General features: G+C 62.7%; 15 protein-coding genes. 6 read left to right on the forward strand and 9 right to left on the reverse strand.

What is annotated here, in order from left to right:
* Nucleotides 1–72: 72 nt before the first annotated feature.
* Nucleotides 73–243 carry a hypothetical protein gene (locus HHL27_RS20650; RefSeq protein WP_169495289.1) on the reverse strand — a complete coding sequence of 57 codons (171 nt, stop codon included), beginning with the start codon at nt 241–243 and terminating at the stop codon, nt 73–75.
* A 9-nt stretch (nt 244–252) separates the two neighbouring features.
* The gene (locus tag HHL27_RS20655; RefSeq protein WP_169495290.1) at nt 253–543 is read right to left on the reverse strand and encodes a multiubiquitin domain-containing protein; all 291 of its coding nucleotides are present in this window, start codon (nt 541–543) and stop codon (nt 253–255) included.
* A 97-nt stretch (nt 544–640) separates the two neighbouring features.
* Here HHL27_RS20655 and HHL27_RS20660 point away from each other — a divergent pair, with 97 nt between their 5' ends.
* Nucleotides 641–994, forward strand: a complete 354-nt coding sequence (locus tag HHL27_RS20660) for a helix-turn-helix domain-containing protein (protein ID WP_169495291.1) — start codon at nt 641–643, stop codon at nt 992–994.
* A 15-nt stretch (nt 995–1,009) separates the two neighbouring features.
* Here the strand turns inward: HHL27_RS20660 and HHL27_RS20665 are convergent, their stop codons facing one another.
* The 3 genes from HHL27_RS20665 to HHL27_RS20675 form a co-directional block, all read right to left on the reverse strand.
* A complete protein-coding gene (locus tag HHL27_RS20665) occupies nt 1,010–1,192 on the reverse strand; it encodes a hypothetical protein (RefSeq protein ID WP_169495292.1) in 183 nt (60 codons plus the stop codon).
* Between the two features lie 47 nt (nt 1,193–1,239).
* On the reverse strand, nt 1,240–2,700 hold the full coding sequence (locus HHL27_RS20670; protein ID WP_169495293.1) for a hypothetical protein: 1,461 nt from the start codon (nt 2,698–2,700) through the stop codon (nt 1,240–1,242).
* A gap of 540 nt (nt 2,701–3,240) precedes the next feature.
* The gene (locus tag HHL27_RS20675) at nt 3,241–4,521 is read right to left on the reverse strand and encodes an MFS transporter (RefSeq protein ID WP_206069760.1); all 1,281 of its coding nucleotides are present in this window, start codon (nt 4,519–4,521) and stop codon (nt 3,241–3,243) included.
* 102 nt (nt 4,522–4,623) lie between these two features.
* Here HHL27_RS20675 and HHL27_RS20680 point away from each other — a divergent pair, with 102 nt between their 5' ends.
* The 4 genes from HHL27_RS20680 to HHL27_RS20695 are packed head-to-tail and all read left to right on the forward strand — an operon-like array spanning nt 4,624 to nt 10,510.
* Nucleotides 4,624–4,890: a hypothetical protein gene (locus tag HHL27_RS20680; RefSeq protein WP_169495294.1), complete on the forward strand. Its 267-nt coding sequence runs from the start codon at nt 4,624–4,626 to the stop codon at nt 4,888–4,890.
* Between the two features lie 44 nt (nt 4,891–4,934).
* The gene (locus tag HHL27_RS20685) at nt 4,935–6,398 is read left to right on the forward strand and encodes a TolC family protein (RefSeq protein WP_169495295.1); all 1,464 of its coding nucleotides are present in this window, start codon (nt 4,935–4,937) and stop codon (nt 6,396–6,398) included.
* Nucleotides 6,395–7,411 carry an efflux RND transporter periplasmic adaptor subunit gene (locus tag HHL27_RS20690; RefSeq protein WP_169495296.1) on the forward strand — a complete coding sequence of 339 codons (1,017 nt, stop codon included), beginning with the start codon at nt 6,395–6,397 and terminating at the stop codon, nt 7,409–7,411. The genes HHL27_RS20685 and HHL27_RS20690 overlap by 4 nt, the downstream gene beginning before the upstream one ends.
* 3 nt (nt 7,412–7,414) lie before the next feature.
* Nucleotides 7,415–10,510, forward strand: a complete 3,096-nt coding sequence (locus HHL27_RS20695; protein WP_169495297.1) for an efflux RND transporter permease subunit — start codon at nt 7,415–7,417, stop codon at nt 10,508–10,510.
* A 255-nt stretch (nt 10,511–10,765) separates the two neighbouring features.
* Here the strand turns inward: HHL27_RS20695 and HHL27_RS20700 are convergent, their stop codons facing one another.
* The 4 genes from HHL27_RS20700 to HHL27_RS20715 all read right to left on the reverse strand — a co-directional run bounded on the left by HHL27_RS20700 (nt 10,766) and on the right by HHL27_RS20715 (nt 15,274).
* Nucleotides 10,766–11,974: a tyrosine-type recombinase/integrase gene (locus HHL27_RS20700; RefSeq protein ID WP_169495298.1), complete on the reverse strand. Its 1,209-nt coding sequence runs from the start codon at nt 11,972–11,974 to the stop codon at nt 10,766–10,768.
* Nucleotides 11,971–13,284, reverse strand: a complete 1,314-nt coding sequence (locus HHL27_RS20705) for a tyrosine-type recombinase/integrase (RefSeq protein WP_240960142.1) — start codon at nt 13,282–13,284, stop codon at nt 11,971–11,973. The genes HHL27_RS20700 and HHL27_RS20705 overlap by 4 nt, the downstream gene beginning before the upstream one ends.
* Nucleotides 13,285–13,662: 378 nt before the next feature.
* Nucleotides 13,663–14,076, reverse strand: a complete 414-nt coding sequence (locus tag HHL27_RS20710) for a single-stranded DNA-binding protein (protein ID WP_169495299.1) — start codon at nt 14,074–14,076, stop codon at nt 13,663–13,665.
* 286 nt (nt 14,077–14,362) lie between these two features.
* A complete protein-coding gene (locus tag HHL27_RS20715; RefSeq protein WP_169495300.1) occupies nt 14,363–15,274 on the reverse strand; it encodes a HEPN domain-containing protein in 912 nt (303 codons plus the stop codon).
* A gap of 917 nt (nt 15,275–16,191) precedes the next feature.
* Between HHL27_RS20715 and HHL27_RS20720 the strand changes: the two genes are divergently transcribed.
* Nucleotides 16,192–22,569 carry a hypothetical protein gene (locus HHL27_RS20720; protein WP_169495301.1) on the forward strand — a complete coding sequence of 2,126 codons (6,378 nt, stop codon included), beginning with the start codon at nt 16,192–16,194 and terminating at the stop codon, nt 22,567–22,569.
* Nucleotides 22,570–24,025: the final 1,456 nt, after the last annotated feature.

Here is a 24,025-nt window from a genome sequence, read left to right on the forward strand (position 1 = left end):
CGTAGTCAGATCGAACCCCAATCGCTGCCGCCATCGCAAGCCTCCTTGTGCTTGCAACGTCGAATCAGATTTTCATCCGCTTAGGAATCCCCGGCGTGAGTCAGACTCAGCGCGCCTTGGTATAAGGTCAATGCCCTCGAGCAGAAAGTACGCGCCCCCCTGGCCGTCCTCGGTCGTCTCGACCCGCGCATCGGGGAAAGCGCGTTCGAGTTCGGCGATCGCGCTGGCGACTTCGGTCTTCATGGCAGCCTCTCAGCTGTTGTCGTCGGGGGCGATCGCCGTGAAGCGCAGGTGCTTGTGGAGATGCACCGGATCGTCGTCGCCGATGATCTTGCTCGAACCGTTCGGCAGTTCCTGCTGCAGCACGAAGTTTGCCTGGATGTTCACCCCCTGCGCAATCGCCGCCTGCTTGACCTCAAGCCCGCTCGCCTCCTCCTTGGCCATCTCGACCGGATTTCCATTCACCTCGATCTCGACCAGCTTGGAGCTGGGCGGCTTGCCGCGGGCTCCGCCGCCGGCGGCATTCTCGTTTTGCGTGGACATTGCGCATTCCTTTTGGCAATCAGTTGCTAATTGGCAATTACCCATATATGACTTGCTCATATGGAATGCAATTGTTAAATAGCAATTAGAGGACGGAATGTCAGAACCATTTGATTTCAAGTCATTTTATCAGGCTTTGGCGGTAACCGTTGCCGCTCGGGGGATCAGCTGGAAGGCTGTGAGTGAGGAGACCGGGGTTTCCCAGTCCACCCTCTCGCGCATGGCGACCGGCCGCCAGCCCGATGCGGCGAGCCTGACCGCGATCGCTGCCTGGTCAGGATTGAATCCGGTCGACTTCTATGGCTCGCAGCAGCAGGCCGCCGAGCCGCTGGCCCTGGTCAGCGCCTTGCTGCGCAGCGATCCGCGACTGGATGAGCAGGGTGCTGCCGCGCTCGAGGCGATCATCCAGACTGCTTACGAGCGCTTCCGGCGGGATGCGACCAACAGCTAGGCGCGTTCAGTCGGCCTAGATTGCCCGGCGTACGGGGGCATAGCGCAATTCGGCCGCGAGGTTCTCACGTTCCTGGATTTCAGCTACGATAGCAGGCACGACGGTCGCGGACATGTCCTCGACGAGGCCCTGAAGCCAGGCCGGATCGACCGCAACTGCACCGTGAGACGCCAGGAATGTAGTCAGCTCGTCGTCCATGCCGCGTGCTCCTATGTCCATTGAAACTAACACTACAAGTTAAAAGTTCAAACCAATGGCACGATTGGCCTCAAATTTTGCTCCATGCGACCCAGCGGCGTCCCCGACGGGCGCTTGAGATCGACCAAATTTGCCGCGTTCACCGATGCCTCTCGATCGAAGAAGATGGCCGTGTTCTCGTCGTGAACAAGCCACATCGGCGTGGGGTCGTAGGGACTTGCCGTCGCGTCGAGGAACGCCCGCGCCGCGACCTGCCCCTTATTCCATTGCTCGCACGAAGAATATTCGACGACCCAGATGAATTGCGAGGTGCGCAAGCGCATGATCGCGCCGACCAGTACGTCGCCCAGTTGCGAAGCCCTTTCCCGGGCAAACCGCCTGAGCGCAGACAGGGTCGTGACGTAGAACCGCCGTATCAGGTCGCCGGATGCCGGAAGGTTCATCATCGTGCCAAGCTTCTGGTGAAGCAGGGTGGACTGACGGTCGACCGCGCTCGCGGGATAGTAGATCTTGTCGGGAAGCGGGACGATGAAGGCGTCGATGTCACCGAGCTGATAACCGGCCGTCCCCGCCGCATCGATGCAGATGTAGGGCAAGTGATTGTCATCGACCGCGACGAGCGAGCCGAGCTGGCTCTGCGTGAGCGAACCCGCGGGCGGGGGCACCGCGGCGGCACCTGTCCACGAATGCCCTACTGCGACGATCGCATGCGCATGCTTCGACATCGCGACGAAAAGGGGAAAACCGGATTCGAGATAGGCGAGCAGCTGGCCGACAAAGCGCTCATCGCCTCCGGGGAGCTTGTCGCGCTTCACGATCAGCGGATAGCTCCCGGCCGCCTGGAAGATGCGCTCCGCCTGCAGGACGTTCAGACCGAGCGAAGGGGTCAGACCGCCCGGGTCGAATTGCTGGGCCAGCTTGGTGATCTCGTGGATCAGCAGCTCGCGGTGCTGGGGAAACCGCTCGCTGTAATGCCGCAGGATCGCCCAGCACGAGACGTGCGCGCAGACCGCGATATCGGTGTGCTGCGCCATCGAGGGGAAACCCCAGATTCGCAGCTTGTAGCCGAGCAGGTGGACTGGGTGCTCCGACTGAATCACCATGCCGTGCGCGCCCTTACGGATGTCGGGCGACAGGATCGAACGGCCGATCGTTGAAACCAGTGTCGGCCGTAGCACGATGTAGCCGTAATAGTGATCTTCCGGCTTGTCGTCAGGGCACAGCAGGGCGGTCTTGGTCTGATCGAAAACGACCTGACCGTCGAAGAAATGAAGCCGCACGCAGTCGCTGCGATAGACTCGTCCCTTCTTCGCATAGAAGTTATATAAGGTACTCCGGTAGTCCTTGTCGATATACCCGGTCTCGATCAGCACACCTTTGACGCCAGGCGAGATGGCGTTGCGGAGCGCGACCGCCACGCTCCTGGGATCAAAGACAGAATCTACAATCCCGGCGATCTTGTCGTAATCGTCCGGAACGCCGATGGTAATCCAGCTATAGCTGCTCACGCCAAACCTTTCCCCTGCCCCGCTCCGCGGGGCGCGCCCCGATATTTGGCTAACACAGCGCAGGTTAACTTCCCGCACAAGTGATATTTTTTCTCACAACAAATTACTATTACTCACTGGGCCAATTGATTATCAGCCGTACGGCCCCCGTGCGCCGACTGCAATCACCGAGCCTAAGAATACGACGTATGCGCTGGGGCCGGATGATGATGTCAGAGCTGGGAAGGCGCTGACGTGTCGGCAGTGCCTGAAAATGCCGGCACACGAACAGATAGCTATTTTGCGGTAATGTCTCATTCTCGGCGAATGGCGGCCTTGTCAGCGCGTCTGCCGCAATTTCCCTGCCGATCGAAAGGGCGGCCGGCGACCAGAATACGCCGTTCCAATGCAATGCCGGCAACGTCGGTGTATGCCAAAAACTGTAATACGCATGTGCTAGAGCATCCGGACAGGCGCGCAGACTCTCTGTGCGTGCGCTTACAGAGGTACATAGGGGACGCTTGAACTAAACAAGAGTAAAAGGCGCGGATATGGGCGGTTTCAGGTTTTGGATGCAGTCAGCGTCAACGCCAGCAATGCAAAGCCAGCGCCGGCTAGGAAGGTCGCCGCGGGGCCAACTCCAGACCACAGCAGGCCAGCCAGCGCGCTTGCGACCAGCATAGTCATTCCGGACACCAGGTTGAACAGTCCGAACGCGGTCCCTCGTAGTGCGGGCGGGGAATGGTCTGCGACCAGCTTGGCCAGCAGGCCTTGGGTAAGCGCCATGTGCGCCCCCCAAAAGGCGATGCCAGCGAAGATCACAGCCAAGCTCGAGGCTTGGGCCAGCATCAGGTCTGCCACAATCAGGCACAGCAGGCCCAAGCGAAGCAAAGGGGCAGCTGCCATCCGGTCAGACAGAATTCCAGCAGGATAGGCGCCGAGCGAATAAACCACGTTCATCGCCACCAGCACCAGCGGCGCGAATGCGACCGGCAGTCCGCTGGCAGTGGCCCTGAGGATCAGGAACGCTTCACTGAACCGGGCGAGGGTGAAGACGACCCCGATTGCCGCGACCTTCCAGAAGGCCGCGCTCAATTGGCCTGCGTCGCGGAGTCGCAGGGTCGGCCGAGATGACGCTGCATCGTGTGTCTTCGGTTCCTTGACCCACACCAGCACGATCAGTGCCGAAATCACTGCCGGAATGACCGCGACCCAGAACACCGCGCGCATGTCGTTCTGAAAATAGAACATCAGGCCGATAGCGAGTAGCGGCCCGAGAAAGGCACCTATGGTGTCCATCGACTGGCGCAGGCCGAATGCGCGACCCAGCATTTCCTGAGGCGTCACATCGGCTACGAGCGCATCGCGCGGCGCGCCGCGCATGCCCTTGCCGATCCGGTCGGCAAACCGCGCACCAAGCACCAGACCGGAGCTCTGGGCCACAGCGAACAACGGCTTGGTGAGTGCGGCCATGCCGTAGCCCAGCAGGATTAGCGGCTTGCGCCGGCCGATCCGGTCCGAGACATAACCCGAGAAGATCTTCGAGATCGAGGCGGTAGCCTCTGCGATGCCGTCGATTACTCCGACCACGACGACACTGGCACCAAGAGTCGTCGTCAGGAAGATCGGCAGCAGCGCGTGAATGATCTCGGACGACAGGTCCATGAACAGGCTGACAAAGCCCAGCGCCATAACGGTGCGCGGGACAGCCGTTCTCGCGCCTGATTCTGTTGAACTGGGCTTCCTCATGAATCCAAGACTGCCCGATCGGCGATCCGCTGCAAATGGATTTCCCTTGTCGCGCTTTGCGCCTAAGTAGCTTTTGTGTTCCGCGTGCTTCATCCTCGACGCCGATCAGGCGCCATCGACCGCTTTGGGTCGTGGCTGCTCGTCTTGGCCGCACTGACGCTATTTCTCTACCAGCCTCTCGACGCAGTCGGACACGTGGCCTCGCAGGCAGTCGAGGCTGGCAACCACAGCCTCGTGGTTCGCGTGGTCGCAGCCTTCGACGTGCTCGACGATTCGCTCGATCACGCGCCGGACCGCGATCATACCCCTACCGTGCAGCAACAGGTTATCGTCGGTCTTCCCTGCCTCGCCAAGACCGAACAAGTCCTGTTCGTCGCCCTGGGCGGGGCGTGGACAGTGCTCGACTTCGTCCTGCCGTCCAATCGCATCCTTTCAGAACTGTTCCGCCCACCTCGTGCCTGAACTGCGCCTTCACCGGTGTTTGTTCATGACGAGGATTTCGAACAATGGCATTCCCAACTGCGGGACGCAGTGGCTGCGGCGCTGCGCAAACCTGCGTTGATACACCGCGTTTTTCCAGAATAACTGCGCAGCTCAAGGTGATCGGGGCACTGGCACCGGCTTTCGCGGCATCAGCGTGCGTCAGCTATGCTCCCGCGCCCAAGTCGCTGAGCGAAACTGCCGCCACGGCTGCGGCGCGGACAGTTTCATGGGCGAGCGCGGCGGCTTCCTGCAAGCAGCTTGCGCCCTCAGCGCCGTGCGATCCGGCTCGACCCGACCGCCTGCTGCTGTTTGCGGCATTGCTGGAAAACAATCCGGAAGTCGCGGCCGCGCGTGCGCATCTGCGCAGCGTCGAAGCTGCCGCTACCGCCGCCCGCACTCCGCCCGGGGCCACCCTCACGCTCTCGACCGAATATGCCAGGGCTTCGTCGGATCCGTCGCCGTGGCTGTTGGGCGCCGGCCTCGACGTTCCGCTGGATACCGGCGGGCGGAGGGCGGCGCGGCTCGCCACCGCCGATCTCGCTGTCGCATCGGCGCGCTCTGACCTGGCCGAGGCGATCTGGACGGCACGGATGGGGTTGGTTCGGGCGCTCGACGCCGCCGGGATCGCCGACCGGCAACTCGCTCTGACGGGCGAACTGATCGGGATCCAGGAGCGGCGGATACAGGCGATGGAACGCCGCGTCACAGCCGGGGAAGCCTCCCGCGCAGAACTGGAGCGCGTGCGCAGCGATCTTGCCGATGCCCGCCGACATGAGACCACCGCCGGCGCCGCAAGGCAAGCAGCACTGGTGCAGATCGCCAAGGCTCTCGGCGTCCCGGCAGCGAACTTGCCGCCCGTCGTACTTGCCCCAACGCGGGATGGCGAGGCGTTGGGTCCGGCAGCGGTGAGCGTTGATACACGCAATCAGGCGCTGCTGGCCCGCGCCGATCTGCTCAAGGCGATGATCGCATATGATCAGGCGGAAGCGGACTTGCGCGGAGAGATTGCCAAACAATTCCCTGCGCTCAGCATCGGACCGGGGTTCACCTGGGAACGCGGGCTTGTGAAGCTGCCACTCAATGTCGGCCTGGTCCTGCCCCCGCTTGACCTCAATCGCCGAAATATCCGCGCTGCTGAAGCACGGCGCAGCGAAGCGAGCGCGGCGCTCGATGCTGCCTATGCGGCTGCCGCCGGCAGCGTTGATGCCGCGCTGGCGGAACGGGATGCTGCGCGGCGCGCACTCGAAGGCCTGCGCAAACTCGACCTTCCCGTCGCGCAGCGCCTCAGCGCGCAGGCCGACCTCGAGATTGCCGCCGGTGCGATCGACCGGACCGATTGGGCCGCCGCCCGGTCCGGCCTGCTGATCGCCCAGTTCTCCGAACTCGATGCCATGGCCGCTGTCCTCGTAGCAAATACCGCGCTCGAGGATGCCTTGCGCCGCCCGCTGAGCGGCCCCGAAACCCTGATCGAAGGAATTGCACGATGAAGCACTGGCAGGGACCCGCTTGGGCCGCAGGCGGTGCGGGCGTTCTCGCTGCGGCGCTCTATGCCGCCGGAATGCTCGGGTCTGGACCAGCGCCCGACTCCGAGTCTCAATCGCAAGGGTCAGCTCAGCCCGTCAGCGAGAGCGTCGGGACCGTGACGATCGACGCGGATACGCAGCAGCGCCTTGGCATCGTGGTAGCGCCCGTGGCCACGGGCACCGACGGCCCCAGGCTGGACGGCTTTGCCAAAGGGCTCGACGCGGGACCACTGGCAGCGATCATCGCCGAGGTGGACACAGCTCAGGCCGCCGCCAATGCGTCTGCGGCCGAGGCCCGGCGTCTCGAAAGTCTGTACCGACAAGATGTCAGCGCATCTCGGCGGTCGGTCGAGGCCGCACGATCGCAGGCGGCAGCCGACGCGGCGCGGATCCGCCTGGCGCAGCAACGGATCGGGATCGAATTCGGTCCAGGGCTGCTGCGTCTGGGCCTTGCGGCAGTGCGCCAACTTACTACCGAGATCGCCAGCGGACGGGCCGCACTGATCCGTATCGATATTCCCGGGACCAGTCTTGCGCCGGGCAGCGTGGTCAGTCTCGGAACAGGTTCGGCTCTAGCGGTCGTCCGGGTCCTCGGCCCCGCCGCAACCGCCGATGCCCGCCTCCAAAGTGCGGGCGTCCTCGCGATCCTGCGTGGTCCGATGGCGCATCAATCGCTCGCCGGCCGGATCATGCCGGCAAGCGTTGCCACCGGCACGGGTGATGCCGGCCTGATCGTGCCGCGCGACGCCATTGTACGCTTCCAGGGGCAGATGTGGGTCTATCGCCAGAGCGGTAAGGGCTTTGTCAGGGTCGTCCTTACCGACCCGGTAAGCGTCGCCGATGGGTGGCTGATTCCTGTCGGTTCAGGCCAGGCCCGCCTCAAGTCAGGCGATCGGATTGCGGTGCGGGGAGGCACAGGCCTGCTTGCCATGGATTTGGGCGGTACGGGCCAGAACCAGGCGGCTGAGGAGGAATAAGCCATGCTGAACCGCCTTGTCCGTTGGTGTCTGCACTATCCCTGGATGGTGGTTGGCGCCGGTCTGCTGCTGCTGCTTTTCGGCATCGTGGTAATTGAGCGCGCCAGTTACGACGTTTTTCCCGAGTTCGTGCCGGCGCAGGTCACCGTGCAGACCGAAGCTCCGGGGTTCGTCGCCGAACAAGTCGAGGCGCTGGTCACCCGACCGCTCGAGAACGCGATCAACGGCGCCAACGGAGTGGAGGCGGTGCGCTCGGATTCGGCGCAGGGGCTGTCGGTCATCCGGGTGATCTTTCGCGAAGGCTCCGATCCCTTGCGCGCGAGACAGGTCATCGCCGAGGCGCTGGCGGGTGCGACTAGTGCGCTGCCGACGGGCGTTGCGCCGCCCCGGCTGTCTCCGCTCACCTCCTCGACGATGGACCTCATCAAGATCGGCCTTGTCAGCGACAAGCTTGACCAGCGCCAGTTGCGCGCGTTTGCCGACTGGACGCTGCGTCCGCGCCTGCTGGCGACGCGGGGCGTGGCTGGGGCCACCGTCTATGGCTCAGCCGAATCGCGCTTCGAGGTGCGCCTGAAACCGGCAGAACTTGCGGCCCGTCAGGTATCGCTCAGCGAGGTTTCCAATGCGATCGCAGCCGTAACCGCAGTGCGCGGCGGCGGCTTTGCAGAAACTGCCAACCAACGCATCCTGGTGCGGCCGAGCAATGGCACGATCGATGCCGCCGCTCTGGGCTCAGCGCTGGTCCCGACGGGAAGCGGCGGCTCAATCGCGCTGCGCGACCTTGCCGACATCACGCTCGCCGCCGGACCGCAGTTTGGCGATGCTTTGGTAATGGGACGTCCGGGCGTGCTCGTCTCGCTCTCAAGCCAGTACGGTGCAAATACGCTCGATGCGACCCGCGCGGTCGAGGCCACCTTGACCGACATGAAACCGCTGTTCGCGGCGCAAGGCATCAAGGTTTTTCCCGCGCTCCACCGCCCCGCGAACTTCATCGAAACCGCACTGCACGGGATGTCGATCGATCTCCTGATTGGCGCGGCAATGATCGGGCTGATCCTGTTTGCCTTCCTGCGCAACCTGCGCGTGGCGCTGATCGCCTTCATTTCGATCCCGCTCTCGCTGCTCGCGGCACTGATCGTGCTCTACCTGATGGGGCAGTCGATCAACACCATGACACTTGGCGGCCTTACCGTCGCGCTGGGGGTGGTGGTCGATGATGCTGTTGTCGGCGTCGAGAATATCGTTCGCCGTTTGCGCGGTGCGTCCCCGGCCGGTCGGCGCGGGATCATCTCCGACGCGACCGTCGAAGTGCGCGCCCCTGTGGTCTACGCAACCTATCTCCTCGCTCTGACAATCGCGCCGATCCTGTTCCTGACCGGTCTGCAGGGTGCATTCTTTGCTCCGCTGGCGCTGGCATTTCTGCTGGCGGTGCTGGCGTCACTGCTGGTCGCGGTGACGATAACCCCGGCGCTGGCCCTGCTCCTGCTGGGCAGGACCGAGCCCCATCCGGAACCGGCGTTCCTGTTGCGCGCCAAAGACTGGCATCGCCGCCGCCTCGAAGGCATCTGCGGTAATCCGCGCGGTGTGGTGACGGCAACTATCGTCACCAGCTTGATCGGTCTTGCGGGGCTGATGGCGTTCGGCGGCGAACTCCTGCCGGCCTTTCGCGAAGGCCACTACGTGCTCAAGGTCAACGGGCCGGTCGGCGCCTCGATGGGATGGATGCGCGAGACGAGCGTGCGGTTGTCGAAGGACCTGCTTGCCATCCCGCAAATCGCGACGGTCGAACAGCAGATCGGCCGTGCGGAAGCCGGGGAAGACCCGTTCCCGCCAAACCAGGGCGAGGTTCATGTCGAGTTGAAGCCCGGCGGGGCGGGCAGCGAGGACCGCGCGCTTTCCGGCATTCGCGCCACCCTGGCCAGGTATCCGGCGCTGCAATCGGCAACCCTGACGTTCCTTGGCGATCGTATCGGTGAGTCCCTCAGCGGCGAGACCGCCCAGTTCGCAGTGAGCATCTACGGACCGGACCTCGATGCCCTTGACCGGACCGCCGGCGACATCGCCAAAGCTGTCGCTGCCGTGCCGGGGGCCGCCGACGTCAAGGTCAATTCACCGCCCGGCACCCCACTGTTGTCGATCGCTCTCGATCCGCGGCGCATGGCCGCATACGGAGTCACCCCGACCGACGCTAATGATGCGATCGAGATCGCCTTTCAGGGTCATGTCGCAGGCGAGGTAGCGGAGGCCGATCGTGTCACCGAAGTCGCCCTCGTTCTGCCGTCTGAACTACGTCAGGATCCTGAAAGCGTCGCGCGGCTGCTGGTGCGCTCTGCTGACGGCTCCACGGTGCGCCTTTCGGATATCGCCCAAATCACGCTCAACGAAGGCCGTAGCACGATCGCGCGTGAAGGCGGCCAACGCCGGCAGGTGTTGACCGCCAATCCAACTCGCAAGGATGCCGCAGGTTTTGCGCGCGATGCCAGCGCGGCCATCGCCGCCCATGTCCATCTGCCGCCAGGTGTATCTCTGGGATTCTCGGGCGTCGCCGAGGGCCAGAAGGCGGCAACCAGACAGGTCGCGTTCAACGTCTCCATTGCCGCCATCGGCATCGTTGCCTTGCTGATCCTTGCCTTTGGCGGATGGCGTCCCGCCATGCTGATCCTCGCCGGCACTCCGTTCGCTCTGGTCGGCGGCGTGGTCGCCATCGCCATGAGCGGGGGCGTGCTGTCGCTCGGCGCGCTGGTGGGGTTTGTCACCTTGTTCGGCATTGCCGCTCGCAATGCCATCCTGCTCGTGTCTCATGTCGACCATCTGGTTGAGGAAGAAGGCACGGACTTCAGCCTCCCGACGATCCTGCGCGCGACCGAGGAGCGCGTAACCCCGATCCTGATGACTGCACTGGTGACAGCGCTGGGCTTGCTACCACTTGCGCTTGAAACGGGCCAAGCTGGGCGCGAGGTTCAAGGACCAATGGCGCTGGTAATTCTGGGCGGCCTATTTACCTCGACCTTAATGAGCCTGTTGTTCTTACCCGCTCTAATTTTGCAGTACCGTCATCCGAGATGTCGCGTGAGTGATTCTGCACCGGATTTTGGTTGATGAAAGCGTCTTTTGCGTCATCGTCGTGAAAAAATGTGGGGAGGTTTCGCACAGGTCTGCCGGTAGACCTTCCGCGCCGCAGCCTTTGGATGGGTATCAAGAGATGGCTGGTTTCGGCCAACTTTGCCGTTTTTGGATGACCGGGAATGGCAGCAATGTCCCACGAGTGACGCATCTTGACGATGCGTGCGGTCAGCCCGGACCGAAATCAGCATAGATCTGCTCCGGTAGGAGCACCAGCATCGTGCAGCGGCATCAGGAGATGACTTCGCGCATCAGGCGATCGACGACTTCGCCAATAGCTATAGCCGACTCTAGCAGATGCCCATCATCCAGGTGAGCATATCGCGCAGTAGATGCCACGCGCGAGTGGCCAAGCAGCTTCCCGATCATCGGCAGATTCTCGCGGCTCATCGCGGCATGGCTAGCAAAGGTGTGACGGAGGTCATGTAACCGCACGTCATTCAGCCCCACCTTTCGGCGCATGTCGATCCATACGTGTGTCAGACTGCGGATTGGACGCTTATAGCGCCAGTTCCAGAACAGATGGCCAATTCCCGCTTTACGCGGCAACGCATCGATCACGTCGCGTGCATCCTGGCCGAGCCAGACAGTGCGCGGGCCGGTCTTACTATCACGCAGGTTCAGCCTCAATCCGCGAAGGTCGCTCCATTGCAGGCTCAGGATTTCGCCGATCCGGCAGCCGGTCAGAAGCAGAAGGGTGATCGCCGAAGCGTGCGTACGAACTGCCAGATCGTTGCTTGCCCTGCCCACGGCGAGTAATGTTCCCAAACGCGTCAGCTCATCGCTGGACAAGAAGCGCTTGCGATGCACACGCCTGTTTCGCCGGACGGCCCGGCAAGGATTTGTGTTCTCGGGCCGATAGCCCCAGGCCTCGGCCTTGTTCAGCGCCGCACGCAAGATCTCCAGGCAACGGTTGGCGGCCGCTGGCCCCGACCTGTCGGTCAGCGCGGCAAACCATCGGGCGATCTCAGGTTCTTCCAGGGTGTCGACACAGGCGTCCGGGAACGCACCGTCGATGTGCGAGCGCCGATAACCCGTCATCACCTCCAGCGTAGACACTTTCCAACCGGGAGCGCATCGTTCCCAGTACTCGGCCATGAAATCGCCCATCTGCGGTGCCGTCCTCGCACGCTGGCGCACCTCGGCGGGATCATGTCCGACCTGGGCATGTGCCAGGACGCGGCGACCAACACTAAGAGCCTGATGCCGCGTCAGCACATGGGCCGGCCCGATGGTCACGGTGCGCATCCGGCCACTCATGCGGGTCTGCACAACGTAGACCTTGCGGCCGCTCTGGTAGTGACGGATGCCGATGCCGCGCTCGCCCGCCAGCCAGGACGTGGTGCGCGCCCGGCCGCTTGGCTCGACCGCGAGTGCGCGATCGAGGCCAACCTCCCCCAGCGCGCCCGCGACGATGTCACGAAGTGACAGCCGCGTCATGACCGCACGCCCAGCGCGGCAGCCATGGTCGAGGAAACCCGCGCCGCGGCTTCGGCAATCGTCTCGTCGGCAAGGTGCGCATAGCGGGCGGTGGTTTCCGGCAAGGCATGGCCGAGTAGCCGCCCGATCGTTGCCAGCGGCACACCTTCTTGCACGGCTATCGAAGCGAAGCTGTGGCGGAGATCATGCAGACGAACGTCCGGCAGCGCACAGGTTCGACGGAACCGCCACCAGAATGCTTCCAGCGACATGTGCCCCCTGCCCCGCTTTTTCGGGAACACCAGCGAGGCACCTTCAGGTCGAGGCAAGCTCTCGATAATCGGCAACGCCTGCCTGTTGAGCATGATGATCTTCGCCCCGGTCTTGCTGTCGGGTAGCACGAGACGCGGAGGCTGGACCCACGCCCAGTGAAGCGCGCAGATCTCGTTCAGGCGCGCGCCGGTGTAAATCAGCAGGCGGATCGCCGCGACCTCGCTGGGATAGTGGTCCTGAACTTCTGCGAGCTGACGCCCGAGCCGGGCATACTCGGCAGGGCTGAGGAACCGCTCCATAGCCTTGCGCCGGAAGCGTTCGATGCCACGACAGGGGTTCTTACCCTTGGGCCTGTAGCCCAGTTGCTCTGCATATTTGAGCATCGCCGCCAGCACCGGCACCGCGCGATTGAATTTCGCTTCGGCGACATTGGCGCAGTCGTCGCGCCAGCGCACGATGTCGGTCCTGTCCATCTCGTTGAGCCGATGTTCGGCAAAGAACGGCAGGATATGGTGGTCAAGCGCCGTCCGATTGCGCCGCTGGGTCGAAGGTTTCCAATGATGCGCGCAGTCTCGCCAGAACTCTTCGGCATAGTCGATGAACACCGGTCCCACCGGCATGTCCGGCCGCTTGGGCAAGCCATCCAACGCGACCTCGGCCAGATGGCGACGCGCTTCCCGGCGCGCAACCAACGCCTCCACCTCCTCCACGCTGCCGAGCGTAATTCGGCGGTGACGTCCACGGTGGCGAACGCGGACAAACCAGGCCCGGTATCCGCCGGGCTGAACCCGCATGCCGAAGCCCGGCAACATGGTGTCCCAGATCTCGTGTTCGGATGGCAATTCCTGCTGCTGCCGACGGGCAAAATTGCCGTCCAGAAATGCCTTCCGAGGGCATTTTTCAGGCTCAGGGTACAAATAGCCATTTTCCGCGCATCCCGGAGGATCAAAATCCGCAGATTTCTGCGGCTTTTGCGGGTACGAATGGCCAACGCCAGCACGCAAACTGCCACACACTTCGGCGACTGAAAGTCGCGGATTTCCGCCATTTTTTGCCATGGAAATACGGATATCCGTGTACGGTGTGCCTCTCAATAGGCAAGATTGAGGTCCCTTGGGCCGGTACAGGCGGCTTGATCGAAATCACTCATTTCTCCCCAATTCCTGCGGGATTGCGGCCCGTTCAGGAGTTGGAGGCGGCTCCTGCCGGTCTATGGGTTCGCTGCGGAAATCCATGTCCGTTCCGTCTGCGGTACAAATAGCCATCAGGCCTACCCAAACTGCCTGGCGCTTCCGAACGACCATTTGGCAATGCAGATGGTCTTTGACCGCCGGAACCAACGGCGCGATGGTGAGGACGGAACCAGACGACAAATGGCCCCTGCGGATCGTCCGCAGAGGCCTTTTCTAGGGCGGTCCCGAGGATGATAGGCGGCGCTACTTCGAGCGCCGCCGGGTGGTCTTGGCAGGGGCCGACTGAGCGGTCACCTCCAGCGGAAGTTCGGTATCGTCTGCTGCCTTCTCCTTGGCCCTGCCGAGGAAGTCGACCTCCTCCGCGATGATCTCGCAGCCGTAGCGGAACTGGCCGTTCTTGTCGGTCCAGCGGGTGTAGTGAATTCGGCCCGTGACCATAACCAGCGCGCCTTTGGTGACGTGCTCTGCGACCGACTTGCCGACGCCGTTGAAGCAAGTGATGCGATGCCATTCGGTTTCGCTCTGGCGGTTGCCTTCGCCGTCCTTGAATCTGCGGGTGGTGGCGACCGACAGGCTGGTGATCGATGCGCCGCCTTGGGTGCTGCGGACTTCCGGGTTGCTGCCAACGAAGCCTGCGAGGGTGACGGAGTTCTTCATGGTGAGTGTCCTTTCGAAGCTCTGCTGAGTGTCCAAGGGACCATCCCTTCGACTGAGCCCCGAAAAGTCCGGGGGCGGAGGGGACCGCACCGAGTGCAGTGAGGGAAACCTCGCCGAAAGGAGTGGTGCGGGCAGCGGCGCAAGGCGCGGCAACACGGTCCGCATCGGCGCGGGTTGCGTGTCCTGTCCGGCTTCGGACAGGGGCGTGTTTCAGTCTCGGAAGGGGATGGTTTTTGGACGCGGTCGAGCGTTCACAATGGTGTGCCTTGAAGAACCAATATTGCCCTCAGGCAGCCTTGGCAAGATCACCGATGCGCGCCTCGCAGGCGCTCTTCACCAAGTTCTGGAGCACCCTCACCCGCCCGGCGATCCAGGCGAGTTCGTCAGCCGAAATGCGGTACGATGGTGCGTACCTTGCCTTCACATAGGCGTCGCGCAGCAAGGCGTAGCATCGTTTCTCGAAGCGTCCGGTTCGCGGCCAGACGTCCTTCAGTGCTGGCTCCAACTCCTCCGCCATGTCCCGGAGGCGGTTGAGGTTATGCGACTTGGGGGACCACAATTTGCGCACAAGGAAGAGACAGTGATAGAGCCGTTCTACGGCCTGATGAAGGTCGAACACGGCAATCTTGGGGGCACCATCCGCAACCGCGTGTTCGTATTGGCGGTAGAACTGACCGGCGCTCTCAAACCAGTCATCGAAGTAGTCCTGCGTTTCCCTGAGCGCCTGCTCTCGCGACAACGGAAGCGGCTCCGCGAAGGGGAACCCTGGTTCCTCTAGCAGGACAATACCATCCTTGAGGATGTCCATGAAGAAGTAGCGGCCAAGCCGAAGCTTGTCGTTCACATCGTCGAGGCTGTGATAGATCAGGCTGACTGGTGTGCGCAGGACAGTCCCAGCGGACAGGTCGGCCAGCAGCTTGTTTTCAGTGGCTTCCCAGAACTCAGCGACGTCAGTGAGGTCGTCGTGGCTCACGACCACGAGAAGGTCATAATCGGAAAAGTAGCGGCCCACCGGATCCTCGACCCAGTCGCCGCGTGCGTAGGAGCCGAACAGTACGATCTTGAGCAGCTTGCCCATCCGATAGCGCGGCTGCGTGCGATGCGCGATCGCGGTAGCAAAGCCGGCGCGCACGATCTCGACCACGCGCGCGAGTTCGCGCCGCTTGCCTTCGGGAAGATGGTCGAGACCGGATCGCATGGCGTCGAGAATCGCCGGTTTCGTCCTCGCTGCCAAGGGCAAAGTGATAGCTTCGCTAGCGAGGTCTACCGAACCAGCAATGCTGAGCCGGCCAGCCGTTCGGCGCGAGGGTAGTCGGCCCTGCCTAAAGGAACGTCTACACCACGACCCGTCATGACCGGCACGCTTGGCCAAGCGTCAACAGGCCATCGACAGGCGTTTCGTGGATCACCTTGATCGTCACCTAATCCGACCACGGTTGATCGTTCAAATCACGACCGCGGATGTCTTTTCATGACGGCAGAAGCCAACTAACGCACTGCCCCAGGGGCCCTCGAAATGACCGAATGACTCGAACAAGATTGGCTGCGGCAAAGCTGGGGCGGTTCAGAGCACCTGTTCAGGTGAGCAAGGGATGCTCTCGGCGATGGCTTTGCAGTGTCAGTCGCCAAGTCAGCGCATTGCATGGGCAAAGGCGTGCACGTCGAGGGAAAAGCTTAGGCGAAAGCGCTGACCTGGGGGCCACGTGCAAGTGGGCCAGGACCATTGTGCTTCAACACCCGCCATCATTGCCTGGTGCGCCTTCAGCAAAGCTTCTCCGTGATCATTATCGGTAATATCATCTATAAACCTATGGAGTGTCGCCCGAAGTTACCGGCAAATAAATCAAGTACTTGATCGCTTTCGCGATCGTCGCTCGTTAAAAAATGACTTAGATCGACGTGAGAAATTTTTAACGATCTTTGCAGCCTGGAAATTCTTTGATACATTTCGGCAACGGGTCGCGGTGAAACCACCGCCAAGCACGTTTGAACAGGCTACGGCCCTTTGGGACCCGGGTCATGTAAAGCGCACGACAATACATCCCTCAAAGATCATCAGTTCGTCCCGGCTCCAGGATCCGGACGTGCTTCCACGCCGCATGGAGGAGCAGTATTATGTCCGCAATCAACGTCAACGGGTCCAACGGAGCGAACGGCTCCAGCGGCGCGACTGCAGGCGCATCAGGCGGCGCGGGCTCTGCCGGGGGTGCGGCGCTTGCCGCAACCTCCACACCAGGCGATGCAAACAACACGGCGAACGCCTATGGCGGTTCGGGCGGTTCGGGCGGTTCGGGCGCCGCCAACGGCGCGGGCGCAGGTGGCAATGGCGGGGCCGGTGCGGGAGGCGGCTCGGCTTCGGCGACGACATCGACATCACGCGCTGGCCCGGCTGCGTCCTATTCGCAATCCTCCGGTGGCGCAGGTGGCAATGGCGGCAGCGGGGGCAGCGGCACTCCAAACGGGCTAGGCGGCAGTGGCGGCAACGGTGGTAGCGCTTCTGGATCGGCGGCTGCGACGAACACTTCGGCTTCCGCCGACGCAGTTACGGCACAGATTACGGCGTCTGGCGGCAGCGGCGGCTATGCGCAGGGCCTCGGACGCACTGCGGGCAATGGCGGTGTCGCCTCGGGTGCCACAGCGATGGCCACGTCCGCCGGAAACGGAACAATCCAGGCCACCGTGTCCCAGTACGGCGGCTTGGGCGGATATGGCTACACGGGCGCCAATGGCGGCAATGGTGCATCCAGCACCGTCACCAACGCCGTCAGCGGAAAAAGCAGTGCTGGCAATCTCTACCTCTATCAGGATTCGCGCGGCGGCAGTGCTGGGGGCAGTACCGGTGGTGCAGTCGGTGCGAGCGGATCGGCGACATCGTCGCTGGTGTTCGATGACAACGCCAACACCACGAAAAGCAACCTCGTGTACGTCACCAACTATGCCGGCGGCGGAAATGGTGGCAACGGCACGGGCAGCAATGGCAGCACCGGCGGGGCGGCGAGCGCCAGCTCAACAATCGGCGGGGCAGCCGCACTCACCATCACGAGCCAGGTGACAGGCGGCGCTGGTGGTTTTGTGTCGGGGGCGGGTCTTACGGCAGGCAATGGTGGCACCGCCACCAACTCGGCCACCGGGAACTCCTCCACGACGGGGTTGCAGACCATCAGCGTCACCGGATCAAGCTCTGGCGGCACAGGTGGGTATGCTGACGGCACGGGGAGCGTGGCCGGCAACGGCGGGGTGGCCAGCGGAACCGTGGCGCGCGGCACGACGCAGGGCAATGGCACTGTCTACGCGACAGTTTATCAGTACGGGGGGAATGGCGGTGTCGGCTACAATGGTGCCTCCGGCGGGGCTGGCGCAAGCAGCACAGTCACCAACGGTGCTTCCGGTTACACCAACAATGGTGCGCTTCAGCTTACCCAGACGGCTACAGGTGGTTCGGGCGGCGGCTCGCAATCGACGGCAGGCGCTGCAGGCAATGCAACATCGAATCTAACGTTCGACGACTCTCTTAATCTGCTTCGCAGCAGTCAGATCTCTAGCGCCTCCAACGCCAGTGGCGGCAGCGGCGGGAGCGGCAGCAACGGGGCTAACGGTGCCGCAGGTGGCAACGCAACTGCAAGCGGCACGATCCTGGGGACAAAGTCCGTCACGGACAATGTATCAGCCGCAGGTGGCGCTGGCGGCATCGTAACAGGTGGCGGTCTTGGCACGGCTGGCAACGGCGGTACGGCCAAGGCAAACGGTGCCGCCACGTCCACTACGACCGGTAACGAATCGGTCAACGTCAACGTAAGTGCGACGGGTGGCAGTGGGGGCTATGCCGACGGTGCGGGCAAGATCGCGGGCGCTGGCGGCATCGCTAGTGGTTCTACAGCTGCGGCGGTGACCGGCGGCAACGGCCCGGCTACTTCCTATGTCACGCAGAGCGGCGGCAGCGGCGGGTACGGCTACACGGGGGCAACCGGTGGCAAGGGCGCTGCAAGCTCTTTGACGAACGCGGTGACGGGATCGACCAACGGCGGCAACCTTTACCTCAATCAATATGCCTATGGCGGCACCGGCGGCGGATCGAACGGCGGGGTAGCGGGCGTAGGTGGTGCCGCCACCTCCAACCTCACCTGCAATGATGGGGCCAATGCCAAGAAGTCCAACACGGTCAACGTCAACGTGATCGCCAACGGCGGCTCTGGCGGGGTGGGCACCAACGGCATCAACGGTGCGATCGGCGGTGCAGGGTCTTCCACCGATGTCATCGCCGGCACGAAGGCTGTGTTTGCCTCGGCCTCCACCGCAGGCGGCGCTGGCGGCGCCGTCAACGGCTCGGGCATCGGCACAGCCGGGGCCGGCGGCAAAGCGACGACGAAGGTCACCGCCAGTTCGACCACCGTGAGCAACCAGGCAGTGACTGCAAGCGCATATAGTTATGGCGGAAGCGGCGGTACTGCTGATGGCGTCGGCAAGATCGCCGGAGCCGGAGGCACCGTGTCCGGATCGATCGCCAAGGCGACAACTGCCGGAAACGGCACGGCTAACGCCGGTGTTTATGGCTACGGCGGCAACGGAGGCACCGGTTACAACGGCGCCAACGGGGCAGCAGGTGCCTCCACAACCCTAACCAGTGCGGTTTCCGGAGCCACCAACGGCGGAACCTTGTACCTGACCCAGAGCGCGGTCGGCGGTAGCGGTGGGAGCAGCACAGGGGGAACTGCGGGTTCGGGCGGCAAGGGAGCCTCTACGCTGGTCTTTGATGACACTCTTAATGCCACGACCAGCAGCAATTTGTCCGTTTCAGCGACCGGTACGGGTGGCACGGGCGGTTCGACCACGGGCACGGTTGCTGCCAAGGCCGGTGGGGCGGGCTCTGCAAGCACCACGGTCACAGGCGCGCAGACTGTGAACGTCTCCGCCGCTGCATCAGGCGGTGTTGGTGGCACGACATCTCAGACCGGCACGGCAACGGGCGGCGCTGGCGGTGCGGCTACATCCAAGTCGATCGCGTCGAGCACAACCACCTCGAACCAAACGGTAACAGCCACCGCCTCTGCCAACGGAGGAACGGGCGGTTATGCCGATGGAGCCGGCAAGACCGCCGGCAAAGGCGGGTTGGCCAGTCTATCGACTGCGAGCGCAACGTCTTCCGGTAATGGCTATGCAGGTGCCACCGTCACTCAGACCGGTGGATCCGGTGGAACGGGCTATAATGGTGCGAAAGGAGGTGCCGGCGCGCTCAGCACACTGGCCAATGCGGTAACCGGGTCAACCAACGGCGGCACGCTTTCACTTTCGCAGACCGCCAATGGCGGTAACGGCGGGAGCACCAGCAACGGCACGGCGGCAGCCACGGCTGGGGTGGCAGGCGCTGGCACATCGAGTCTTACGTTTGATGATACGCTGAATTCAAACAAGTCAGCCACAGTTACGACCACCGTCTCGGCCAGTGGAGGCAGTGGCGGCAACGCGAGCAACGGCGCGAGCGGCAAGGTCGGTGCGATCGGAACGAGCACTTCAAACATCATCGGCACAAAGGCTGTGGCGGCTTATGGCTATGGCAACGGCGGCAATGGCGGGTGGGTCAATGGCACGGGCGTCGGCGCCGCCGGTTCCGGCGGGGTAGGCAACGTCTCGGTCATTGCCACCAGCACAACGGTTTCGAACCAGGCGGTCACGGCCTATGCGCAGGCTGTCGGCGGTAGCGGCGGCAGCGCAGATGGCGCGGGCAAGACAGCTGGTGCCGGTGCCAATCAGACCAATGCTTCTGTAGCGGCCAGCAGCGCCGGCAATGGCTCGGTCAATGCCAGCGCCTATCTGTACGGCGGCAACGGCGGTGCTGGCTATAATGGTGCCAACAGCGGCGCAGGAGGATCAAGCACTCTCACAAATGCCGTTTCTGGTTCGAGCAATGGCGGCACCTTGTCGCTCGTCCAGTCGGCCGTGGCCGGCAGTGCAGGAGGTTCAACCGGAGGCACAAGTGGGTCAGGCGGCGCCGCCAGCTCGACCCTGACCTTCGATGATTCTTTGAACACCAACAAGAGCGCGAACGTTACCGTGGGCGTTGGGGCGTCCAGCGGGGCTGGCGGAAACAATACAGGAGGTGGCAACGGCAAGGCAGCTGGCGCGGCGAGCGCGACAGCGACGGTTACTGGAACGCAGACGGTTTCTCTCAATGTCAACGCTAACGGCAACTCGGGCGGCATCGTCAACGGGTCGGGCGCGGGCAACGCCGGCAACGGCGGCGCGGCGAGCGCCAAGAGTTCGGCGATTTCGACAACCGTGAGCAACCAGTCGGTCACCGGTACAGCAACTGCCAACGGTGGTGGCGGCGGGTATGCCGACGGACCCGGCAAGACGGCTGGTAACGGCGGCGTTGCAAGCGGTTCCACAGCCTCGGCGGTGACTGCCGGAACCGGCTCTGCAAGTGCTCAGGTCACCCAAAGTGGCGGCACCGGTGGCATAGGCTACAACGGCGCCAATGCAGGCAACGGGGCAAACAGCACCGTGACGAACGGCGTCGGAGGCGCAACGAATGGCGGCTCCCTGTATCTCTATCAGACAGTGTCTGGTGGCAACGGCGGCGGTATCAATAATGGTTCTGCCGCATCGGTAGCTGGCGCGGCAGGCGTTGCCAATTCGACTTTGGTGTTTGACGATACGCTCAGCGTCACAAAATCTAATTCGATCTATGCCCAAAGCAATTCCAATGGCGGGAGCGGTGGATCTGCCAACGGGGGCGCGAGCGCCAAGGCCGGCGGCGCGGCTTTGGGCGCGATCACCACGACCGGTACCAAGACCGTTTCAAGCTATAACTACGTCAACGGTGGCAATGGCGGCAACGCCGATGGTGCCGGTGGCGGGGCGGCGGGCAATGGCGGGACAGCGTCAGGGCAGACCATCAGCACTACCACTAGCCTCTCGAACCAGTCGGTCACTGCCTTCTTGCAAGTCTTCGGCGGCAACGGTGGTTCGGCCAACGGAGCGGGCAAGAGCGCAGGAAACGGTGGCGTGGCGAGCGGGAGCACTGCGCAAGCAAGCACGGCGGGCAATGGCAGCGTCGCCGCTACTGTGTACCAGTACGGCGGCCATGGTGGCACCGGTAATGGCAATGCTACTGCTGGATCGGGTGCTTCCTCGACGCTCACGAATGCCGTGTCGGGCGCAACCAACGGGGGCTCCCTTGCCCTATCCCAAAGCGCTACCGGCGGTAATGGCGGTTATTCTACCAGCGGCAATGGCGGCATAGCAGGCAATGCCAGCTCTCTTCTGACGTTTGTCGACGCACTGGCCAATCCCACCACCAGCTCGTCGCTTTCGGCGAACATCCTCGCACAAGGCGGGACAGGCGGCTCCACCACGGCCGGTACCGGCGGGCAGGGTGGTTCAGCATCGTCCAACGGGACGCTTAACGGCACGGGATCTGTCTCGCTGTCGGTCAGTGCGTCAGGTGGCAATGCAGGAACCGGGTCTCTCTCTTCCGGCGCAGGTTCAAGCGCGCTTGCCTCGGCGACCGGCGTGGCGGGAACAAGCGCTAGTATTTCTGCCGCTGCCCATGGCGGAACCGGGACCACTTCGAGCTCCGGCACGGCAAATGCGGTTGCCACCGGCAAGTCCGGCTATGCTTCGGCGACAGCGGACTCCCATCTTGTCAGCGGAGCGCTGGTGCGTGATGTGACTGCAACCACCGGTGCCTCACTCTTCGGTGCAGGTACAAGCAAGAGTACGGTCTCCGCGAACGCAACGACCAGCATCGGGCTTGCAAGCGCAGCCGTGGATACCACATCACAATCGGTCTCGCACATCGCGGGCGCGCCGACCGCAGCCAACGTGACAGCCATTCTCACCGCCAACTCCAACATCCAGGCTGCTTTCGCGACGCCGTCGCCAAGCTACTTCGCAATCGGTGAACTGGGCGATCGTCACTCGCCCCTGGCTGCAGGGACCGAAACCCTGAGCCAGAGCTTCAGCCTGACAGTTGATCTTAATCAGCTGGCGGTGAAGGAGCACCTCGTTGTAGGTCTTTACGGTGGGCAGGCATTTGGTTCGGGCGTCACAAACGTCACATTGACGATAACTGCTAATGGATCCGCGCTCGTCAATCAGAGCTTCGGTACGGCATCAGCAGCGGTAACCTACTTCACCAACCATGCCTTGGATCTTGGTTCGCTCACAGCGCCGCTCTACTCAGGCAACACGCTCAACTTGAGCGCCACGCTGACGGTGACAACAAACTCTGCCGGCTCGGGCTTCTATGGCAACTTCCTCATAGGCGACCCGCCAGCTACGCTGAATGACTCGTATACCGCCGACGCGACAGATGTTTTCCATTTCGCTGCAGCGGATTCTCCGTCCCACGCACAAGATTGGACCGCGCCGGCTCATATAGCGGAGATTTCGAACTACCGCGATTTCGCGGTTTCGCAATCTGGCGATGTGGATTTCAATCCAGGGCACTTCGTAAGCGGGTACGGAGCCCACCTGCATGATTTATATTTGTGAGAGGCCGTCGATCTTTTGTTATGGCGACGCGACGGGCCATCAAGTTCTCATTGAAGTGTTTCGTATCATGGGAACCGATACGGCGCTGAGAAGTGTGGACGTCCGATTTTGTGGAGCCTGGCTAATTACTTAGATGGACGAGGTTGAGTGTGCTCCAAGGCCCAATTTGATCTCGAACGTCCGCAGGCTCGACACTAGGCGTAAGGTTATTCCGTTCCGAGCGCACGGCCAGTGTCGGCATCTCCGGTCATCTGCAGTCCCCGCGCGGTAAGGCTCGGGGAAGGCTGGGCCGGGTGTGACCTGGCCAAACGGTCAGAAAGCCCAAAACGTCCCAGTTCTCCCTTGCAAAAAAGGCAAGTCCACCGCTCAAGTCAGGACAAATCTTGATTGGTGGGCCGCGAGCCGGGAATGATCGAATTTCTGTCGACAGCCAGCGCCGCGTCTCCTCGCTTAGGCAACAAAGCTCTTTGTCTTCGCGGCCGGGCCATGCTGGTTTTGTCGCTGCCCGGCTGTCGATCCACCGCCTCAAGCCCTTTACGCTGAACGATCGACAGCAAGCCTGGCACAGGTCCACCGGGCCTCATTCGGTGACGGTTTCGCACCTGGTGCGATCCTCAGCTACCGCGTGTCGTGCGGCGTGTTGGGGATGATTAGCGAAAGCCGTCGTGAGCCGATTACTTCGGCGCCTTCGCAGGCCGTCCGCGCTTCTTGGATTTAGCGATGTACCGAGAGGGCAACTCGCCACGGTCGAGCATTTCGAGGAGACGAACAATCGGGCCCGAAGGAGACCGCTCGCCGCGCTCAAGCATACGGATGTGTCGGCCGTTTGTAGATACAAGCCCCAGCGTTTCAGCAAGCGCCCCAGAACTCAGCCCCGCGCGCTGCCGGATCGCCTTGATCTCCTCGGGGCTCATTCGAATCTCTCCGTCCATATACTGCGTAAATGCGGCGATCTCCGGGATTCGACAAGAGCCACCCTCGGGCTGGGTGGGCCATTGCTCTTTGGCCGCAAAAAGCAAGACCCGAGCGATCGGCGGTTCTTGAAGCGGCTCCTCGCCTCGCGATACTGCTCTCGCCTAGCGATGGAGCTCGACTGCCAAAGCGAGGAAACGTTCTCCTCGAAAGCACCCTAGAGAGTATCAACCCGTCCATTGTAGCTCATATTACCAGCTAGGCTGCTGTATGCCGCCGAAGACAATGATCGCGTCATCGAAGCAGGGCGAAAGCTCTTTAATGGTTTTTCGTCCTCTTCCTAAGAGCGAAAGGGTCCTGATGAGGAAAAAGCCGCTCGACCGAACGCGCTGCACGAATGTCCATTTTGATCTTGTGCGGGTCCTGTGTCCCGCCTGCTAAAGCCGGTAGAAATGGCGAGCCGCTGCACGGCAAGAAACTGCCCTGGATGGCTATGAGAGGGTTAAGACGCGAATGGGGCCTCTGAGCATCCCTTTGTTGCCAT

This window comes from Novosphingobium olei (assembly GCF_012927405.1).
Lineage (GTDB): Bacteria > Pseudomonadota > Alphaproteobacteria > Sphingomonadales > Sphingomonadaceae > Novosphingobium > Novosphingobium olei.

Coding starts and splice junctions, on each gene's coding strand:
- HHL27_RS20695 (WP_169495297.1), top strand. CDS start 7,415: ATGCTGAACCGCCTTGTCCGTTGGTGTCTGCACTATCCCTGGATGGTG.
- HHL27_RS20690 (WP_169495296.1), top strand. CDS start 6,395: ATGAAGCACTGGCAGGGACCCGCTTGGGCCGCAGGCGGTGCGGGCGTT.
- HHL27_RS20665 (WP_169495292.1), bottom strand. CDS start 1,192: ATGGACGACGAGCTGACTACATTCCTGGCGTCTCACGGTGCAGTTGCG.
- HHL27_RS20685 (WP_169495295.1), top strand. CDS start 4,935: ATGGCATTCCCAACTGCGGGACGCAGTGGCTGCGGCGCTGCGCAAACC.
- HHL27_RS20720 (WP_169495301.1), top strand. CDS start 16,192: ATGTCCGCAATCAACGTCAACGGGTCCAACGGAGCGAACGGCTCCAGC.
- HHL27_RS20700 (WP_169495298.1), bottom strand. CDS start 11,974: ATGACGCGGCTGTCACTTCGTGACATCGTCGCGGGCGCGCTGGGGGAG.
- HHL27_RS20705 (WP_240960142.1), bottom strand. CDS start 13,284: ATGGCAAAAAATGGCGGAAATCCGCGACTTTCAGTCGCCGAAGTGTGT.
- HHL27_RS20715 (WP_169495300.1), bottom strand. CDS start 15,274: ATGCGATCCGGTCTCGACCATCTTCCCGAAGGCAAGCGGCGCGAACTC.
- HHL27_RS20655 (WP_169495290.1), bottom strand. CDS start 543: ATGTCCACGCAAAACGAGAATGCCGCCGGCGGCGGAGCCCGCGGCAAG.
- HHL27_RS20660 (WP_169495291.1), top strand. CDS start 641: ATGTCAGAACCATTTGATTTCAAGTCATTTTATCAGGCTTTGGCGGTA.
- HHL27_RS20650 (WP_169495289.1), bottom strand. CDS start 243: ATGAAGACCGAAGTCGCCAGCGCGATCGCCGAACTCGAACGCGCTTTC.
- HHL27_RS20710 (WP_169495299.1), bottom strand. CDS start 14,076: ATGAAGAACTCCGTCACCCTCGCAGGCTTCGTTGGCAGCAACCCGGAA.
- HHL27_RS20675 (WP_206069760.1), bottom strand. CDS start 4,521: ATGAAGCACGCGGAACACAAAAGCTACTTAGGCGCAAAGCGCGACAAG.